Annotated in this window: 23 protein-coding genes, 1 tRNA gene and 1 pseudogene; 3 read left to right on the plus strand and 22 right to left on the minus strand. The window is 56.5% G+C overall.

Annotation, left to right across the window (positions count from 1 at the left end; all coding sequences use genetic code 11):
- The first annotated feature begins 29 nt into the window (after nucleotides 1-29).
- The gene (locus OK142_RS00880; RefSeq protein WP_003495917.1) at nucleotides 30-488 is read left to right on the plus strand and encodes a hypothetical protein; all 459 of its coding nucleotides are present in this window, start codon (nucleotides 30-32) and stop codon (nucleotides 486-488) included.
- A gap of 18 nt (nucleotides 489-506) precedes the next feature.
- Here OK142_RS00880 and OK142_RS00885 read toward each other — a convergent pair whose 3' ends face one another.
- The 3 genes from OK142_RS00885 to lipB form a co-directional block, all read right to left on the minus strand.
- Entirely contained in the window at nucleotides 507-1442 is a 936-nt protein-coding gene (locus tag OK142_RS00885) for a DMT family transporter (RefSeq protein WP_498680707.1), read from the minus strand.
- A gap of 73 nt (nucleotides 1443-1515) precedes the next feature.
- Nucleotides 1516-2583: an NAD(P)-dependent alcohol dehydrogenase gene (locus OK142_RS00890; protein WP_082184282.1), complete on the minus strand. Its 1068-nt coding sequence runs from the start codon at nucleotides 2581-2583 to the stop codon at nucleotides 1516-1518.
- Between the two features lie 66 nt (nucleotides 2584-2649).
- A complete protein-coding gene (lipB, locus tag OK142_RS00895) occupies nucleotides 2650-3381 on the minus strand; it encodes a lipoyl(octanoyl) transferase LipB (protein WP_498680708.1) in 732 nt (243 codons plus the stop codon).
- Nucleotides 3382-3570: 189 nt separating this feature from the next.
- On the opposite strand from lipB, the gene OK142_RS00900 reads away from it, so the two are divergent.
- A tRNA-Leu gene (locus OK142_RS00900) sits at nucleotides 3571-3655 on the plus strand.
- Nucleotides 3656-3720: 65 nt separating this feature from the next.
- Here OK142_RS00900 and OK142_RS00905 read toward each other — a convergent pair.
- The 17 genes and pseudogenes from OK142_RS00905 to OK142_RS00985 all read right to left on the minus strand — a co-directional run bounded on the left by OK142_RS00905 (nucleotide 3721) and on the right by OK142_RS00985 (nucleotide 13055).
- Nucleotides 3721-4788: a tyrosine-type recombinase/integrase gene (locus tag OK142_RS00905; protein WP_498680709.1), complete on the minus strand. Its 1068-nt coding sequence runs from the start codon at nucleotides 4786-4788 to the stop codon at nucleotides 3721-3723.
- Between the two features lie 8 nt (nucleotides 4789-4796).
- Nucleotides 4797-4994 carry a hypothetical protein gene (locus tag OK142_RS00910; RefSeq protein WP_498680710.1) on the minus strand — a complete coding sequence of 66 codons (198 nt, stop codon included), beginning with the start codon at nucleotides 4992-4994 and terminating at the stop codon, nucleotides 4797-4799.
- Entirely contained in the window at nucleotides 4991-5176 is a 186-nt protein-coding gene (locus OK142_RS00915; RefSeq protein WP_498680711.1) for a hypothetical protein, read from the minus strand. Before OK142_RS00915 ends, OK142_RS00910 begins: the two co-directional genes overlap by 4 nt.
- Nucleotides 5176-5358 (minus strand): annotated as a pseudogene (locus OK142_RS00920) (hypothetical protein); the annotation flags it as partial. The gene OK142_RS00915 and the pseudogene OK142_RS00920, both read right to left, overlap by 1 nt.
- Nucleotides 5359-5723: 365 nt before the next feature.
- On the minus strand, nucleotides 5724-6401 hold the full coding sequence (locus OK142_RS00925; RefSeq protein WP_498680712.1) for a hypothetical protein: 678 nt from the start codon (nucleotides 6399-6401) through the stop codon (nucleotides 5724-5726).
- Entirely contained in the window at nucleotides 6391-7158 is a 768-nt protein-coding gene (locus OK142_RS00930; protein WP_498680713.1) for a hypothetical protein, read from the minus strand. Before OK142_RS00930 ends, OK142_RS00925 begins: the two co-directional genes overlap by 11 nt.
- On the minus strand, nucleotides 7155-7571 hold the full coding sequence (locus OK142_RS00935) for a DUF968 domain-containing protein (RefSeq protein WP_498680714.1): 417 nt from the start codon (nucleotides 7569-7571) through the stop codon (nucleotides 7155-7157). Before OK142_RS00935 ends, OK142_RS00930 begins: the two co-directional genes overlap by 4 nt.
- Before the next feature lie 199 nt (nucleotides 7572-7770).
- Entirely contained in the window at nucleotides 7771-8118 is a 348-nt protein-coding gene (locus OK142_RS00940) for a hypothetical protein (protein ID WP_136883152.1), read from the minus strand.
- Entirely contained in the window at nucleotides 8111-8845 is a 735-nt protein-coding gene (locus OK142_RS00945) for a recombination protein NinB (protein ID WP_498680715.1), read from the minus strand. The genes OK142_RS00940 and OK142_RS00945 overlap by 8 nt, the downstream gene beginning before the upstream one ends.
- Before the next feature lie 53 nt (nucleotides 8846-8898).
- Complete coding sequence (locus tag OK142_RS00950; protein WP_498680716.1) at nucleotides 8899-9855, minus strand: recombinase family protein; 957 nt, start codon at nucleotides 9853-9855, stop codon at nucleotides 8899-8901.
- Complete coding sequence (locus OK142_RS00955; RefSeq protein WP_498680717.1) at nucleotides 9852-10823, minus strand: hypothetical protein; 972 nt, start codon at nucleotides 10821-10823, stop codon at nucleotides 9852-9854. Before OK142_RS00955 ends, OK142_RS00950 begins: the two co-directional genes overlap by 4 nt.
- Nucleotides 10814-11047, minus strand: coding sequence for a hypothetical protein (locus OK142_RS00960; protein ID WP_498680718.1), 234 nt, complete (start codon nucleotides 11045-11047; stop codon nucleotides 10814-10816). The genes OK142_RS00955 and OK142_RS00960 overlap by 10 nt, the downstream gene beginning before the upstream one ends.
- Nucleotides 11044-11505, minus strand: coding sequence for a hypothetical protein (locus tag OK142_RS00965; RefSeq protein ID WP_498680719.1), 462 nt, complete (start codon nucleotides 11503-11505; stop codon nucleotides 11044-11046). The genes OK142_RS00960 and OK142_RS00965 overlap by 4 nt, the downstream gene beginning before the upstream one ends.
- A 49-nt stretch (nucleotides 11506-11554) precedes the next feature.
- A complete protein-coding gene (locus OK142_RS00970) occupies nucleotides 11555-11932 on the minus strand; it encodes a hypothetical protein (RefSeq protein ID WP_498680720.1) in 378 nt (125 codons plus the stop codon).
- Nucleotides 11933-12033: 101 nt separating this feature from the next.
- Nucleotides 12034-12486, minus strand: a complete 453-nt coding sequence (locus OK142_RS00975) for a hypothetical protein (protein ID WP_498680721.1) — start codon at nucleotides 12484-12486, stop codon at nucleotides 12034-12036.
- Between the two features lie 5 nt (nucleotides 12487-12491).
- Nucleotides 12492-12746, minus strand: coding sequence for a hypothetical protein (locus OK142_RS00980; RefSeq protein ID WP_498680722.1), 255 nt, complete (start codon nucleotides 12744-12746; stop codon nucleotides 12492-12494).
- 63 nt (nucleotides 12747-12809) lie between these two features.
- Complete coding sequence (locus OK142_RS00985) at nucleotides 12810-13055, minus strand: hypothetical protein (RefSeq protein WP_498680723.1); 246 nt, start codon at nucleotides 13053-13055, stop codon at nucleotides 12810-12812.
- A gap of 1074 nt (nucleotides 13056-14129) precedes the next feature.
- Here OK142_RS00985 and OK142_RS00990 point away from each other — a divergent pair.
- Nucleotides 14130-14309, plus strand: a complete 180-nt coding sequence (locus OK142_RS00990; protein WP_498680724.1) for a hypothetical protein — start codon at nucleotides 14130-14132, stop codon at nucleotides 14307-14309.
- A 142-nt stretch (nucleotides 14310-14451) separates the two neighbouring features.
- Here OK142_RS00990 and OK142_RS00995 read toward each other — a convergent pair whose 3' ends face one another.
- On the minus strand, nucleotides 14452-14829 hold the full coding sequence (locus tag OK142_RS00995) for a DUF5615 family PIN-like protein (protein ID WP_498680725.1): 378 nt from the start codon (nucleotides 14827-14829) through the stop codon (nucleotides 14452-14454).
- Between the two features lie 17 nt (nucleotides 14830-14846).
- Complete coding sequence (locus tag OK142_RS01000; protein WP_498680726.1) at nucleotides 14847-15491, minus strand: DUF433 domain-containing protein; 645 nt, start codon at nucleotides 15489-15491, stop codon at nucleotides 14847-14849.

Below are 15491 nucleotides of genomic sequence, written 5' to 3' on the forward strand. Positions count from 1 at the left end.
GATGTTTCGGTGCTGAGGGAGCGTCCCGGGTGAGTATTGCGATCTGGATTATCGTTTTCGTGCTGCTTTCGGTCTTTGCTGTTTATGCCTGGCGCATGACGCGGGCGACGGAAGAGGATAACAGCCATGATGTGGGACAAGCGATCATGGATTTCGCCCGCGCCTTTCCGAACGAGGCGATCAGAAGCCTGCATATGACGGTGGGTGGCGGTGCGGCCTTCGTGCGCCTTCACGACAACAAGGCAGGCTTCATGCGCAATATGGGGTCTCATTATGTGTGCATGATGATCGATCCCGAGCGGATAAGGGTCGAAAGTCTGGAAAGCGGCGACGGTTTCGTCGTGACCTTTTTCGACACGCCGAAATATAGCGGCTCATATCGCTTCAAATCGGCCGGAGAGGCGGCGGAGGTCTCCCTCTGGCTGCTCGGCAGCCTCGTGGAGGCGCAGGACCATCACGACGAGGGACCGCTGCCCTCCGGCACCTGAAGGCGATCGGCGCAGCCGTCATTTCCCGTCGAGTGGCAGTGCAGTCTGCGCCTGCTTGCGTTCCCGCCAGATGATGAACAGGCCGGATGCGACGATGATGAGAATGCCGAGCCATTTCGATGGCGTCGGGAAATCCGAAAACAGCGCGTAACCGAGAATCGTCGCCGAGATGATCTCGAAATACTGGAACGGCGCCAGCAGAGAGAGCGGCGCCATTCTGAAGGCCCGGACGATCAGGAGATGCATGTAGCCGGATATCGAACCCAGCAGGATGAGCAGGGTAAGGGCGAAACCGGATTGCGGAAGCGAGACGGCGAAATCCTTGTCGCCGAATGCATCACCGGCCAGAAGGGCCGCTCCCATGAACACCGTTCCGGCAATGCCGGACATTGTCTGCATGACGAGCGGGCTGTCGGCATCGCCGATGGCGCGGTTCAGGAACAGGTAGAGCGTGTAGAGAAAAGCGCAGGCGACCGGCAGGAGCGACGTCCAGCCGAAGATCTCAAAACTCGGCTGAATGACGATCAGCGCGCCGCCAAACCCCACCACAATCGCCGTCCAGCGCTTCCAGCCGACTTTTTCACCAAGGAACAGGGCCGACATCATCGTCAGCATGAAGGGCTCGACGAAATAGATCGCGAAGACATCGGCGAGCGGCATGTATTTGACGGCGGCGAAGAACATCAAACTGGCTGAGGCATGCAGCACGCCGCGCAGGCAGTTCATCCACGGTCGTCTGGCGCTGAACAGCGCTTTGGGCGAGACCAGCACCAGCAGGGGCAGGGTGCACAGTACCTGGAAGAAAAAACGGTAGAAGGTGACCTGCGCCGGCGACATGCCGCCACTGACCGCCATGTACTTGGCGATGGCATCCATGACCGGCAGCACGAACATGCAGCCCGCCATGATGGTCATGCCCTTGGCGACATCGTTGAAACCGGTCTGGCTGGTCATGGGTCGGGCTGCGCTTTCAACCAAAAGGTCCAACGAGGAAATGGGAGCGCCAGAAGACGCCCCCCTCGAAGGGTCAGGCAGCCTTCTGGCGCGGCAGGCTCTTCATATCAATGACGAAGCGATAACGCACATCGCTTTTTATCATGCGTTCATAAGCGTCGTTGATCTGATCGATGTCGATCATCTCGATTTCGGCGGCGATGCCTTTTTCCGCGCAGAAATCCAGCATTTCCTGGGTCTCGGGAATGCCGCCGATCATCGAGCCGGCAAAGGTCTTGCGGCCGGGGATGAGGCTGAAGGCATGCACCGAGAGCGGTTTTTCAGGCGCTCCGACCTGCACCAGCGCGCCATCGCGTTTCAGCAGCGCGAGATAGGCGTTGATGTCATGGTCGGCGGCAACCGCATCGATGATGAGGTCGAGGCTTGCGGCAGCCTTATTCATCTGGTCGGCATCGCGCGAGACGATAACTTCATGGGCGCCTAGCTTCTTGGCGTCTTCCGCCTTGCCGGGTGACGTCGTGATCATTACCACCGTCGCGCCCATCGCATTGGCTATCTTGACGGCCATATGGCCAAGGCCGCCGAGGCCGACGACGCCGACACGCTTGCCGGGTCCTGCGTTCCAGTGGCGCAGCGGCGAATAGGTGGTGATACCCGCGCAGAGCAGGGGAGCCGCCGCTGCCGGATCGAGCCCTTCGGGAATGTTGAGGACATAGCGGTCATCGACGACGACATGAGCGGAATAACCGCCAAGCGTATGCGCGCCGCCGCCCATGGCCTTGTCCGGCGAATTATAGGTGCCGGTCATGCCGTTTTCGCAATATTGCTCCAGCCCTTCGGCGCAGCTTGCGCATTGCCGGCAGCTATCAACGATACAGCCGACACCGACCCGGTCACCCGCTTTGAATTTAGTGACCTGCGCGCCCACCCGGCCAACGCGGCCGATGATTTCGTGGCCGGGAACGCAGGGGTAGAGGGAGCCCGGCCATTCGCTGCGGGCCGTGTGGATATCTGAATGGCAGACGCCACAGAATTCAATCTCGATTTCGACATCGCGCGGGCCGGGATCGCGACGCTTGATGGTCGCGAGCTTCATCGGCGAAGAACCGTCATCGCAGGCATAGGCGGACGTTGTGAACATGGTCGTTCCTCCTCTTGTGGTGATCGATGGTGGAAACACCGGCAGGCGGCAAAGGTTGCGGCGGTTTCAGCCGCCGGAGCCGGCTTCGGGCACTGCCGCGCCGAAAACCTCCTCGAAGGCTTCACGCAGCAGAACGTCGACATCGCCGATCATAACCGGCAATCCGAGATCGACAAGGCTGGTGACGCCATAGGCGCTGATGCCACAGGGAACGATACCGGAAAAATGCGTGAGGTCGGGATCGACATTGATCGACAGGCCGTGGAAGCTCACCCACTTGCGCAGCCTGATGCCGAGTGCCGCGATCTTGTCTTCAGCCATGCTGCCATCTGGCAAAAGAGGTTTCTCCGGCCGCCTGACCCAGACGCCAACCCGGTCCTCGCGCCGCTCGCCGCGCACATTCATCTTGTCGAGCGTGCGGATGATGACGTCTTCCAGCGCCGCCACATAGGCGCGGACATCCTGTCGCCGCCGCTTCAGATCGAGCATGACATAAACGACGCGCTGTCCCGGCCCGTGATAGGTATATTCGCCGCCACGGCCCGTGGCGAAGACAGGAAAACGATCCGGCTCTATGAGGTCGACGGCGTCGGCGCTGGTGCCGGCGGTGTAAAGCGGCGGATGCTCCAGAAGCCAGACGAGTTCATCTGCTTCGCCGCTGGCGATGGCGGCAACTTCCCGTTCCATCTCCTCTATTGCCACCTCGTAAGGCACGAGACCTTCCGAGATTCGCCAGCGGACGGGCGGTGAGCCGGCGGCGGGCAACATATTTGTCTCGATATCCGTGCGTGTGAGCATGAAAAAGTCCTTTCCACAGCCTTCTCGCAAAATGACGACGAGGCGGCAACCCCAGCATTTCCGGGCTTCCTGCATATAGGGTGGGCCGGGGCGATTTTTAATTTCAAAAAACTGTCACGACGCTCTTGTGCACCCAAAATCCTTTTGCTACATGCACCCCCGTCGGCGCAAGTCGACGCCTACCACGATGCGGTCGTGGCGGAATTGGTAGACGCGCAGCGTTGAGGTCGCTGTGGGGCAACCCGTGGAAGTTCGAGTCTTCTCGACCGCACCATTCAACAAGAAATTGTTGAGATGTTTCAATGATACCGGTCCAAAATTGGACCGGCATTGGACCAATCAGAACCAAGCGCCAGTCGCGGTTACCTTCTCCATAGCACCCTGAGCAAGCTTCCATCTTTCCACCCTGCGTGTGTAAACTTCACTCGTTTTGGCTTCGGAATGACCGAGTATCGCCATGATCTCGTATTGGGTGCAACCCATCTCCGCAAGAACCTCTGCAAGACCCTTCCTGACGCCGTGAGCGGACAGTTCATTCAGGCCTGCATCCCGGCACCAGTGCTTGAACATTGCGGACATTGCGTCGCCGCTGGCGTATGGATTGCCACCTCTGCCGAGAACGTATGTGTTGCCCTGAACGGTCGCTGACCGCGTTGCTGCCTTCAGCGGAGCAAACAAGGGCAGGGACACTTCCGACGATCCACGTTTCAGCGGTGTCCAGCGAAGCGCCTCGATCCCGTCAAGCACGCATTCGAATTTGCGTCCGAGAATCGTCAGGTCCTCGATTCGGCAACCTGTCCACAGCAGAACATTCATCGCAATATAGGGCTTGCTGCCGTATTTGTGGGTGGCAAAGAATTTTTTGACATCCGCCGCCTTCCACGGCGTAGCGCCGTCGCCCTTGCGGTATATCTGCTTGATTCCCTTCGCTGTATTCTCAGATATGTATTTCCGTTCGACTGCCCAATCATACATGACGCTTACCGCTTCCATCAGTGCGTCTGCTTGCGCCGGTGTCGATCCCATCTTGTCCTGCATCTCGATGAGCTTTTCGCGGGGAATGAGCATCTTCTTGTTAGGCTCGACAATCAGGCGGTTCAGCAGGTTGCGCTTCTTTTTGATCGTCTTCGCGCTGGTGGTCCCGGCCTTCACCCGCTCCTCAAGGTATTCAAAATAGCTTTGAACGAGCCAGCCGATGGATTTCGGTGCTTCCTGTTCGGATGCTTTCTTTTCCGGCTCCGGCTTTTCTCCGCGCCTGGCAATCCAGTATTGCCGGATAAACTCGTCCGAGCCGAACTCCCCGCTGATCTGAATGCGCTTGCTGTGCTGGCCTTTTGGTCTCACGCGATAAATGACCGTGCCCGAAGGAAGCTTCTGCTCGATCAGGCCCGGATAGTCGATTTTCATTTGATGCCTCACCAATCTTTGAGGCCTCCATCATTTTCTGCTTCGCCCGCGCCCTCAACGGCATGGACATGGATCTCGACTTGTCCACCGTTTACGCACAGCTTATCAACAGGCAGGCCTGCAGACTTCATCGCGGCGAGGGCGGCTGTGATAGCTCTTTCGCTGGCTCTCGATCTTCTGGCGATTGTTCTGGCTTCCGCCGTCATCCCTCGCTCCTTTCAAGCGCCGCAAGGCCGGCGTCGGTGATCTCTAGGCGAGACATGGTGGCCCAGATGCAATAGCCTTTGGAAACGAGGGCTTGCCCCGGCCGGTATTCCTGAACGCAGTGAGTTTTGCCATTCGCAACATCCCTCAACAGTTCCAATTGCGGCTTAGTCAGCTTCACCATCACCGCTCCTCCGATTGCAGGGCGCTTTCAAGAGCCGATTCCGGGTAAATCTGGACCGGGCCGAAAGGTTTATCCAGTTGGACGGCATAACCGCGCGGCGTCTGCTCGGTGGAATATGTGCCGACGACTCGGCCTTCCCACCATGAGCCGGATTTTTTGCGGACCAGATCGCCTTCAGCAAACGCCCATCCGGCCCTTGCCTCCTTCTCGCGCTTCTCTGCTTCGGATAGGAGTTTGCGGAGGCGGGTGATTTCGTCGGCAGCTTCGATATGAGTTGGTGTGACAGTCCAAATGAAATGGCTGTCGTCGGATCGGCCGGACCGCAGGCGCTCAACGATATCGCTCATTCGCCGCCCTCCTGCTTTGAAATCCTCTCTGAGAGCATCTTTTCGGCTTCTTCTGTAGGTATTTGGCGCATATCTGCGCGGCAATTCGCAGAATTTTTCCCAAGCTTAAAAAGTGGGGCGTATCTCCCAAGCGCCAGAACCGCACCGCAATTGTCGCAGACATGCAGTTCGTTGATTTGTGTGTGATGTCGCGCCACGTCTCAGCCCTCCTGCTTTGCGGGTGCTGCGGCATAAAGCTTTGTTCCTATCTCTAAATGAGAAACATGGGTGTTCAGCTGCAAGTCTCTGCCGTTAGTCAAGGACGAGAGCGCGCCTCGGTATGGGACAACCTCCCCGACAAGCTTCAACCCGGTTACGTCCTGCACCTGTGCGGCGAGGGCGGAGCGGATGCGGGCCTCGTAGTCGGCTTGGGCAGCGGCTTTGGCTTCTTCGAGCGCTTCAAATGGCGTCGGCAGGTCCGCGCGAATTGCATCGCTCCATACGCGCCACTTATTCCCGCTTTCCGTCGAAAACACTTCGCATCGATAGGCGTTGCCCATTGCGCCAACGGCCGCAACCCATTCACCACTGGTGTCTGGCACATCCTTCCACTCCAAAGCCTCCACGGCCACGAATGGCGCGAGAGGGGCGGTGTAGAGGCCGCGAATTTCCTGACCTACGCTGCGATAGTGAGGGATATCTGCGGCGTCTACCTCGCGCCAGCCATAGACCGTTTTCCTCTGATAGCTTACCGGCTCCGCAGCGGACAGGGCGGCCAGTTTGTCAGCGAACTCAACGAAATGCTGACGCCAGACCCCAATCGTTAAATCGGTATTATTCCGGTTCTTGAAGGCATCACCCGCGTAAAGCTCAATCAGCGCGTCTTTTTCACTCTGCATGGTGTTCGCCTCCTTTGCTGGCGAGGGCGGTGCGGGCGCGCAATGGCGAAATGAATACGTCGTTGATGGCCTTAGCGATCTGGTCGTATTGCTCGTCCGTGATTTCGCCGGCCACATCGTCGTTAACGCCTAAGACGATTTCCCAGAGTTCCAGGCCGTCCAATTCGATATAAGGCAGAACGCCTTTGCCGTCGCACGTCTCACAGAGCAGCGATGGGTAGCCGACAGGGCAGGTCTCGTCCTGCGCGACCTTGGTGCACCGGCAGGCAAGTGTTACCGGAGAGATCAGACGCTTCACCTCGGCCTCTGCTGCCTCGGCGCGGGAACGAAGGTGATCTGCATCGATTTCAGCAAGATCGCACGCCTCACCCATATCTAAGGAAAATTTTCTGGTTCTTGTGACGTTAGCTCGTAGAGCCTCGTTCTCGCGCTGCAAGCTTTCGAGGGGGGAGGTAAGCGCGGCCGATGGAGCTTTGTCGAAATGAGCCACGAGAGCCATTCCGGCTTTCGTGATCCGCGCTGTCGATGTTTCCATGAAGCTGTCGTGTCTGACGCTGATGAAGCCGAGCTTGGCCGCAAGGTTGAACGTGTCATCCTCGTAGTCTGTGCAAAAGGCGTTGATCCAGTTCCACTTATCGTCTTCAGCATTCGTGGTGCCGGTGGACTTTGCTAGGATATGAAGGAACCACCATAGGCGTTCCACGCGTTCTGGCGTCACATCTTCCAGCGCCTTCTTGATCTCTTCCAATGTGGTCATGGCAAATCCCTCGTCGGTAAACGGTCATTCGCTGCTAGCTGCTGGTTGATGATCGCAGCCGCAAAAGGCTCGGCGTCATCGCCCATTTCCGAGAACAGGCCCCAGATTGTCAGCGCAAGGACGTGCGGGTTGATGTTGACGGACCGCCAGTAGGCCATCTCGTTACCGGAATGCTGCCGGCGGTGCTGTTCGGGCGAAAGCGGAAGCGCCCATCGGTCAGGAGCCTTGCTGCCTTTCCCGCGCCCATAGTGGCCGTATTGCAGGGCCGCTGATGAAAGATGCGCGGCCTCGACAATGCGAACGCCGGTAACGACGCACGGTAGCTGGTGCAGGAACGAGAGATAGTCCTTGCTCTTCTGCGGCTTGCGCTTCGGGATCGGCTGAAATTCGGTCTTTCGGATTTCGAAGGCCATCACCTCTGCCCTCCCAGCGCGCGTGTCATCATGTCCCGCTTACGGCGCTGCAGGTCGCGGACACGTCCTGTCTTGCCGTGGGATTGCTTTGCTTGTCGGATCTCGGCGTCTATCGCGCTCATCCAGCGGTATTCCCGGTCTAGGGCGCGCTTGGTTTTCCATGACTGCCAAAGGTGGATTGTGCGGCGGATGAGGCGGTTCATTTGTCACCGCCTTTCATGATCGACTGAATTTCCTCGTCCGAAAGTCCAAGTGACTTCGCTTTCTCGATCGCCAGTTCCCGCATGTCCATTCGGCGCTGAGCAGCCTCATCATCCACAGACGGGGGCACAATGTTGATGATCGAAGCGGGCAAGAAGTGTTTACCTTCGACAACCAAAGCCTCAATCGGCTCAACCGGGCATTTGGTCCCTTGCACGTAGCCGCCGACGGCCAACCGTTCTGCAGTCGCGCGCACCTCGCAGAAGTGCTTGACGAACTGGCGACCTCGGCCTTCGGTCAAATCTGAGTTGGTGTAGACAGCCCACAGTGTCTTTTTCTCAGCCATCGACGCCTCCCAGGTCAGACGCCTTGCAGTCCAGAACCTCGGAAAGGAACTGGCGAGCCTGCAGAAGGGTACGCTTGCCGTTTGCCACGGCTTTGGCGCTGACGAAGATCGATCCGATCTGGTCGTGCAAATCCTTCAGCTTGCCTTCCCATTCCGTCTTGCTGTGAATCAGCGCGTCTTCCCGGTTGGCTGGTTCAACAGCGTTGGGATCAGATGCCAGCCAAAGCATTTCCTTGGCGCACTCGATCAGATCCGCGCGATCCGTTGGGTAAATGGTCGAGGCCGGAGCATCGGAGGCGGGGACATCATCCGCTCCGGCCTCATTTGCTGGCGTCATGCCAGCGTTATCCGACGACGGGGCAGGGAGTTCATCGTCGGAATTGGTGTTTTCGGGTTTCGGTTCTTTGAACGTCACGTTGTTGTCGGCACCGAAAGCGTAGATAAGCTCGATCAGGTTCGTCATCTCTTCGATGGTCATCGTGGAGGTGCGCATGCCGAGCGGAACGAATGTGCCTTTGTCGATGCCTGGAACAACACGGGCATGCCGAAGCGAAGCCGTGAACATATCCTTCCAGTCTTCGGCGTCGATCTTCTGGCCGTACCACTCGACCTGTTCGGACACTTCATGCAGCATGGCCCACATTTTGGCAGATTGCTCCGTGGACCGGCTTTTCTTACGGAAGGTGACAACAGTGCCATTTTCCGTATCAGCAGCCCAGCGGGCCACCTTCTGTCGATCTGCGGGCGAGGCGATAGTGACAGAGACGCGAGTGGTCATGGTCAGCCCCCGTTGATCTGCGCAAGGCGGCGCTGTTTGATCTTGTGAGCGATGTCTAGGTTAATGTCGTCGCCGTCAAAATTCCCTTCTGGATCAAGGTTAGACCAGACCTCTTCAACGGTCGCTTCGTCCATAGCGCCGGCCATAGCCTCTTCAAGCTCTTGGAAGAACTCTGTTGGTTCAATGGGCGATGATGGGTCGCTATCGGATGTCTCATTTGTGACATCCATAACCTCGGCATCTTCCACTGGAGGTTCCGGCGGCTGTGGAGGCATAGGAGGAGATGGGCGTTCGCTCGGCGTGATATCGCGCATATCTTCCGCATCAGCGATTTCACGCGCTTCGAACTCGTCACGAATACCGCCAAGCACGTCACCAAAAAGCTCTCGGAGACAATATCCTGCTGCGCGCCAGGCAAGCATGCGCTGCGGGAAGCGCCACCATGGACTATCGTTCGGCTTCTGCTCGTTCTTCTTGTCCCACTTATTCCATTTGGTGACCACAGCTTCTGTCTGCCATAGGCCAGCGCGGATCGCATCTTCTTGGCTGAATTCGACACGCTTATCTTCGTCCGTGTCGTTGCGCTTGGCCTCGCACCAACCAACCATCTGGCCATCGCGAACATCGCACCCCGTGCGAAGATAAGCGACCTTGCCAGACTGGCGAACGACGTTGATAAGGCCGTCTCCATAAAGGGCTGGCTTGCCGTTGATGACGGTGAAGCTGCGCAGGGCTACCATGGGTTTCAGGCCAAGTTCAGCACCCGACATAATGGCGACGGTTACCGCGCTTATAGCTGCATCGCCCTCCAGCTTGCCCACCAGAGCGGAAGGGGCCAAGCCGCCAAGGTAGACAGCCTTTGCCACGCGAAACGTCTCTTCGAACGTCTGTGGGACGATTGCCATTACGTGGCCGCCACCAACCAAAGCTGGCATGTTTTGCTTTACCGGAGCATTCATCGTACGTTCGCCTTCTCTTCAACGGTGATGCCTGGGATGTTAGTGCGTCCGGCGTCGATGGCCCGCTGTGCCAACTGTCGAAGCGTGTCCTGCATGACAGGGTGGTCGCACATGTAGATTGCTAGCGCCTTCCAGTCAGTGACATCCTTGAGGACGTTTTTCACCTGAACGCTTGCTGCCTTGCCGTAGGTCGGCTTTATAGACGCTGGCGCGGTTTCGACCTTCGGCGCGTCAATTACCGCCACATCAGCCGTTTGCTCGCTGGTGGCCTTCTCTGCGGCAAGGCGGGCGGTTTCAGATTCACGTTCGCGCCTACGTTGCTCTTGAAGCTTTGCAGTCTCGAAAGCGCCGATGGCGTCACGGACCTTGTTGGCGCCTTCCTTGGCCTTCTTCACCAGCGGCTGCCACTTTTCATCAACAGCCTTGCTGGCTTCGAGGTGAGGTGCCTTTTCCCTCACACGCACCTTGTCGGCCTGATTGGAAAGCTCATTGAGGCGGTTTCGGAGCGACAGCGCTTTGCCGGCCGTCGCGTCATCGCTGATCGTTTTGTAGGCGTCCATACCCATGAGAGCATTCGCAATCTGGTCGCGAAGTTCTTCTGTCTGGTCTACACCGCCAGAGTTATGGCCGGCTGCAGCTACCTGCTCGGCGACAACAGCATCTTCGTCCGGGAACGGCTTTCCCTCCATCGCGGCGTCATAGTCAGCGCGACTGATAGGATGCGTCCGGCAGAAATTCCAAACCTCGCCAGCATCGACTTCTCGGCCAGAACGATATGCCAACCAGTTACCGGTATCGTCATCGACCCAGATAGCGACAGGCTCCCATTTGCCGCCTTTGAACCTGGTCCGGTAAAAACCTTGCTCGGGCTGCCCTTCGTGCATGGGGCCGAAGTCGCCCTTGAGCGCCTTCTGCCACCAAGCCCAGCGACCAACGATTTTATTCGAAATGCTGCCGATCACTTCCATGCCACGGACCTTTCCTGATTTACGAGCGCATCCGCCTTGAGGTAGCTTTCCGAAGCCAGCGAGATTGCGAACATGAGCGTGCAGGTCACGAGAACCAGCGTCACGAACTCGATGAATTTGATTTTGCGGAAGTTGGAAGCCGCGCTTTTATTGAGCGCTTCGATGTAAGCCTCGCGCTCATCCGCTTCTTGTGTGTTGGTGGTGGAGAAAGCGGAGGGCATCACGAGCGGCCTTCTGCTTTGGCAATGACTGCAAGTGCAGCATCTAGGCGACCATCAGAACCGAAGGCGTTGATGTCCATCTCGCCCATTACGCGGGCGTCTTCCACCCAAGGATCGCCATCATGCTTGTAAGCGAGGTAATCCTGAATGGTGGAAACGGCTTGCTTGAGAACGTGCAGAAAATCGGCCTCTGAAACCGCGCTATCACAAATCTTTTCCCACTCATCAACATCTTGATCGCTCATGTACCACCACACAGCACCAAGGCCTCCGCACTCACTGCAACCGCAGCCAATAGGTGTTTGGAGCGCAGGGCTATAATCGTATTTTTGCGTGGGGTGGCCGTCCTCAGTGTCGTAGCAGCCTGTACATGGTTGCCATTGTCCGCCGCTTTCGTTCATTTGATCTTCGATACCCATAAGGGCCGGGTCGCCATTATCGATCTTGCTATCTGCGGTCATTTCCTGCCCCTTCATATCTCGGGTTACTCTGACAAAGCCGGGGGGTTGGTTAGTACTTGCGCATGTTTCTCGGGTCGATTGCGTCTTCCAGATCGCCGGCTTCGGGCCAAACGACGGCCTCCGCTTTTCCGGTGAAAACCCACCACGCGGCGCGGATGGCCTCAAAAACGTTCTTTCGATAAGGGGTGGCCACAGCGCGAACCCATCGGCCATTTCGTTGTGTTTGGACCTGACCCGACTGCGGAAACATGCTGGATAGGCGGTTGACGCCCCACGGAGTATGCTTGCTCATCTTCTTCTCCCGCTGTGCTGTGGTTACTTGGTGGTGGTTCATCGTGATGAACAAAACCTGTTTCGACTTCATGTTGCTGCACGCGCTCAACATGCTCACGGTCATTGAACCGACGCCCGCAATCGCAGCAGACAATCCCATCGCCTTCTTTCGCTGTCATCGTGTGAGCGCACCACGCTTCTTGCCTTGCATTCTTCATCTTCCCTATCCCTTGTCTGAAGCCCTATGCGGGGCGGCTATTCGGCGGCTGCGAGGACGTTCCGGGCCGCATCGAAAATCGGTCCATCCAGATTGCGAACACCGTGGCTGTCGAACTCGTCGGAGTTCTTCATTGCGAGGTCGCACCAATCGATGATTGCTTGCAGGCGCTCGGTCAGGACGACAATCTGTGCGTCCTTGCTGGCCACCTGCGAATGAAGTTTTCCGACTTCATGACGCCACTGGTCTAGCGCGCCATATTGCTTGAAAGCTTTGGAGATCGGGCCGTCCTCGGCAGGCGGCGAAATCTCACCGACAGGCTCGTCGCAATTCTCCCAGCGGTGCCAGTCGCCGTTGATGACCATCTTCTGCCAGCGACCTGTCCTTCCCATCTGCTTTGCGCCCTGAGGCTTGTATTTGGCCCAGCGGTAGGCTGTTCTGTCGATGCACTCGACAACGAAGGTTGAGCCGTCTTTCGGAAACGCGCTCATGGTCATCACTCCGCAGCTTCCAGACGACCGATGACTGCGCCGTGGACGATGGGGTTGGAAACACGAATGGCGTAAGAAGACGGATCAGCGTGGGCGGCATAGCGCTCGAACTTGACGACCTCGCCGCCGTACTTGTCAGCATCGTCATTCGCTTCACCTTCGCTGCGATACTCAAACACGTCGCATTCGTCGGTCGTGAACTCGGTTCCGTTGAAAACACGGGCGCCGTCTTCAATCCTGTATCGAGTTACCCATGCCATTTGCTCATCCTCAGTGGTTGAGATCGAATTGGAGATCCGCCCGGAGACGGATGCCGAATGCGATCATGGTTGCGCCTCAAGCCGTTTGACGGTCATGGAGAATTGTTCGTCGCCACCGCCAAATTTGATTTCCATCGCCTTTCCCGGAACAGGCATTTGCCCATCGAATGCGTAGGAAATGATCGCTTTTAGGAAATCATCCATCGCGTCCCTGCTTTCCAAAGCCACATGCGGGTCTTTGCCAAATCTAGCTAGGACGATGCGATTTGAGAGTGGTGCGTGGCGAATGCCGATGCTCTCTATTTTCATGAGCAAGCCCCCAAAAGAGAAGATTTCGCCTCTTCCAAACCGGGAGATAAACCGCAGGAAATCGAGCCATCACCAACAGCCCAATGATATTGGGAAGCTTCACTTTCATGCTTCCAAACGATGCCAACCCTCTGTTCGCCGTCGATAAGCTCAAGCACCTCGGCGCAGCCAAAATCTCTAAGCGGAGTTACGAACTCTCCCTTCACAGCGACACCTCAGATTTCTTGACGGGAAGCCAACGACCAGAGCGGGTCGAGAAGTAAAAGTAGCGACCGTTGGTCTCTTTCACTTTGAAGGTCTTGCCATTGATCGTTGTGGTCATCGTCTCGTCCTCATCCGGGGTGTTCCCGCCCTTCCGTTTCGTCGTCCCGTGGGAGCTTCATTCGGTGGGCTTGTGAGGAAGAATGTTGCATAACGTGCAACTTATTGCAATGGGGTCAGCGAAAGAAAGTTGAATAACATGCAACTTATTTGTTGCGCCATCGTGCATATGAGAGCAAAAAGAAAGCCCCGGCGGGATGATCCGACCGGGGCTGATGGCATGCGTTGCTTCGACGGTTGTTTTACCAGAATGGTATAATTTCGCAACCGAAACGATTGCTGTCAGGCGCTGAAAAGCACAAAATCTTGGGTCTGATCGGAGGTTCCCGCCAAGATGATGTGCTCGAAGGCGTAAAGGCAGCGGTTTTTTAAGGGCTTGTCCCGCGCCGCCGATCAATCCGGCAAATCAATCCCAAGCGGTGACGTCTCCCAGGCTGAGGCGGAAATCACGGCGGGTCTTACTTCGAAAGAAGCTTCAACCGTCCGAATGCTGACATGAGCTGAGGAATAACTAGAGCAATCAAACCCATCCGGTTCGCCGGAACCTGACACAGGGGCTACGCCAAACTGGTTTTCTCGATACCGGCATAACGGTTTCGGTCTTTCGGTTCAGTAGCGGGGCAGGGGCTGACCACCTTCCGAGAGGAGAACGGTACTCTGGCTATACCGTGATTGAAAATGTCCTGCCCGGTTCGCAGCCCAGAGATGGGGGCAGTAAGCGAAAGGGGGAGGTGTACCCAACGGAGAGAGATGATGATCGAATATCTGAAAACTAAAATGGATCGAATGAACGAACGGCAGCAACAGCTTGTCGAGCGATGCGCGGCTATGCATGAGGACCAATGGATCAAGATTGAAAGGGAGCGCTTAACCACGCTGTATATGTGGCTGCACATGAATCCTGATGAATCCGTTGGGTGGAGAAATTTCTGAGCAAAAAGAAACCCGCCGAGAGTGGCGGGCTAGTTAGGAGGAAAGGCGCGCGTACTTGATACATTTCGCGCTTGGTTCCAGCGTGCCATAGAAGTGTAAACGGCTGGTAAAGGGCTGGAAAAAAGAAACCCGCCGGAGCGGGTCATCTCATGGTCTTGAGGTATTGCCCCGTGATTTCGAACCAAAGCCTGCGCGTCGGTTTCTTGAGCTTGAATAGCCATTCGCTCTCAATCATCTCGATCGCTTGTTCCAGCCGTTTCGCGGCCAGAACTTCTTTGCATCCCAAGTGAAGCAAATTCAAGCCTGACAGGCGGGGGTTGTTCCCGTAGCGGTTTGCTATTCGGCGCATATCTAAATCAACTGCGACAAGAATTGCCTCGTTCTTGATCGCAGTTTCGCAGACAAGCAAATCGGGCGCCCCGTCTTCCAGTACGTCGTGGTAGGAAATCACATCGTGGCCATGACTTTGAATCGTTTTCCCTACGGAGACCGGAACGCCCGCGTCTAACAGAAATGTCATCGTAGGGTTCTTAGGACTCACGCAGCATCTTTAAAATTTATGGCCGCGACAATGTCGGCTTCGGTCAGGGTTGGGAACTCCTTCCCAATGTCCTCAACGGAATAGCCTTCTTCGGCAAAAGCCTTGATTGTACTAACGGGAATACGAGTTCCCGCGATGACGGGTTTGCTTCTCGCAATCCCCTTTTTAGTTTCAATTTTCCCGACCTGGGTTTCATCCCGGCTACGCATGGCGTCGACAGCGTGTTTCATGTCCCCGGTTACGACTTCAAGAGCGATTTCCATCACTCCCTGTCCACTAAGGATTTCTTCTTTTGCTTTTGTCTCAGGATTATCGAATGCCACTCGCTTATTGAGTACATAAAGCTTTGTTTTTGCCCACAAATCTTCGCCTACATGCGCCAACGTCTCCTTGACCTGGCGAAGATGTTGTAGAGAAACCTTATGCTCATTTCTAAGGGAGTTTAGAATCTTCAGTGAAACAAGATCGCGGAACGAATACAGCCGGCTGAGGGGTTGGCTCCGGTCTTCGTAAGCCAAACTTGGCACAAAGAATCCGCTCCGATCCCAATGCCGCAATTGCAACACTGATACACCGGTAAGCCGTTCCACCTGATTTTCGGTGAACGCTGCTATAACGATCTTTGCTTCTTTATCGCTCAT

The sequence above is a fragment of the Agrobacterium sp. BT-220-3 genome (genome assembly GCF_025910175.1).
Taxonomy (GTDB): Bacteria; Pseudomonadota; Alphaproteobacteria; order Rhizobiales; family Rhizobiaceae; genus Agrobacterium; species Agrobacterium oryzihabitans.

Excerpts from the sequence above, each read along its gene's own strand:
- OK142_RS00885 (WP_498680707.1), bottom strand. The coding sequence starts at position 1,442 with ATGACCAGCCAGACCGGTTTCAACGATGTCGCCAAGGGCATGACCATC.
- OK142_RS00890 (WP_082184282.1), bottom strand. The coding sequence starts at position 2,583 with ATGTTCACAACGTCCGCCTATGCCTGCGATGACGGTTCTTCGCCGATG.
- lipB (WP_498680708.1), bottom strand. The coding sequence starts at position 3,381 with ATGCTCACACGCACGGATATCGAGACAAATATGTTGCCCGCCGCCGGC.
- OK142_RS00905 (WP_498680709.1), bottom strand. The coding sequence starts at position 4,788 with ATGAAAATCGACTATCCGGGCCTGATCGAGCAGAAGCTTCCTTCGGGC.
- OK142_RS00910 (WP_498680710.1), bottom strand. The coding sequence starts at position 4,994 with ATGACGGCGGAAGCCAGAACAATCGCCAGAAGATCGAGAGCCAGCGAA.
- OK142_RS00915 (WP_498680711.1), bottom strand. The coding sequence starts at position 5,176 with ATGGTGAAGCTGACTAAGCCGCAATTGGAACTGTTGAGGGATGTTGCG.
- OK142_RS00925 (WP_498680712.1), bottom strand. The coding sequence starts at position 6,401 with ATGCAGAGTGAAAAAGACGCGCTGATTGAGCTTTACGCGGGTGATGCC.
- OK142_RS00930 (WP_498680713.1), bottom strand. The coding sequence starts at position 7,158 with ATGACCACATTGGAAGAGATCAAGAAGGCGCTGGAAGATGTGACGCCA.
- OK142_RS00935 (WP_498680714.1), bottom strand. The coding sequence starts at position 7,571 with ATGGCCTTCGAAATCCGAAAGACCGAATTTCAGCCGATCCCGAAGCGC.
- OK142_RS00940 (WP_136883152.1), bottom strand. The coding sequence starts at position 8,118 with ATGGCTGAGAAAAAGACACTGTGGGCTGTCTACACCAACTCAGATTTG.
- OK142_RS00950 (WP_498680716.1), bottom strand. The coding sequence starts at position 9,855 with ATGAATGCTCCGGTAAAGCAAAACATGCCAGCTTTGGTTGGTGGCGGC.
- OK142_RS00955 (WP_498680717.1), bottom strand. The coding sequence starts at position 10,823 with ATGGAAGTGATCGGCAGCATTTCGAATAAAATCGTTGGTCGCTGGGCT.
- OK142_RS00965 (WP_498680719.1), bottom strand. The coding sequence starts at position 11,505 with ATGACCGCAGATAGCAAGATCGATAATGGCGACCCGGCCCTTATGGGT.
- OK142_RS00975 (WP_498680721.1), bottom strand. The coding sequence starts at position 12,486 with ATGAGCGCGTTTCCGAAAGACGGCTCAACCTTCGTTGTCGAGTGCATC.
- OK142_RS00980 (WP_498680722.1), bottom strand. The coding sequence starts at position 12,746 with ATGGCATGGGTAACTCGATACAGGATTGAAGACGGCGCCCGTGTTTTC.
- OK142_RS00985 (WP_498680723.1), bottom strand. The coding sequence starts at position 13,055 with ATGAAAATAGAGAGCATCGGCATTCGCCACGCACCACTCTCAAATCGC.
- OK142_RS00990 (WP_498680724.1), top strand. The coding sequence starts at position 14,130 with ATGATCGAATATCTGAAAACTAAAATGGATCGAATGAACGAACGGCAG.
- OK142_RS00995 (WP_498680725.1), bottom strand. The coding sequence starts at position 14,829 with ATGACATTTCTGTTAGACGCGGGCGTTCCGGTCTCCGTAGGGAAAACG.
- OK142_RS01000 (WP_498680726.1), bottom strand. The coding sequence starts at position 15,491 with ATGAGCGATAAAGAAGCAAAGATCGTTATAGCAGCGTTCACCGAAAAT.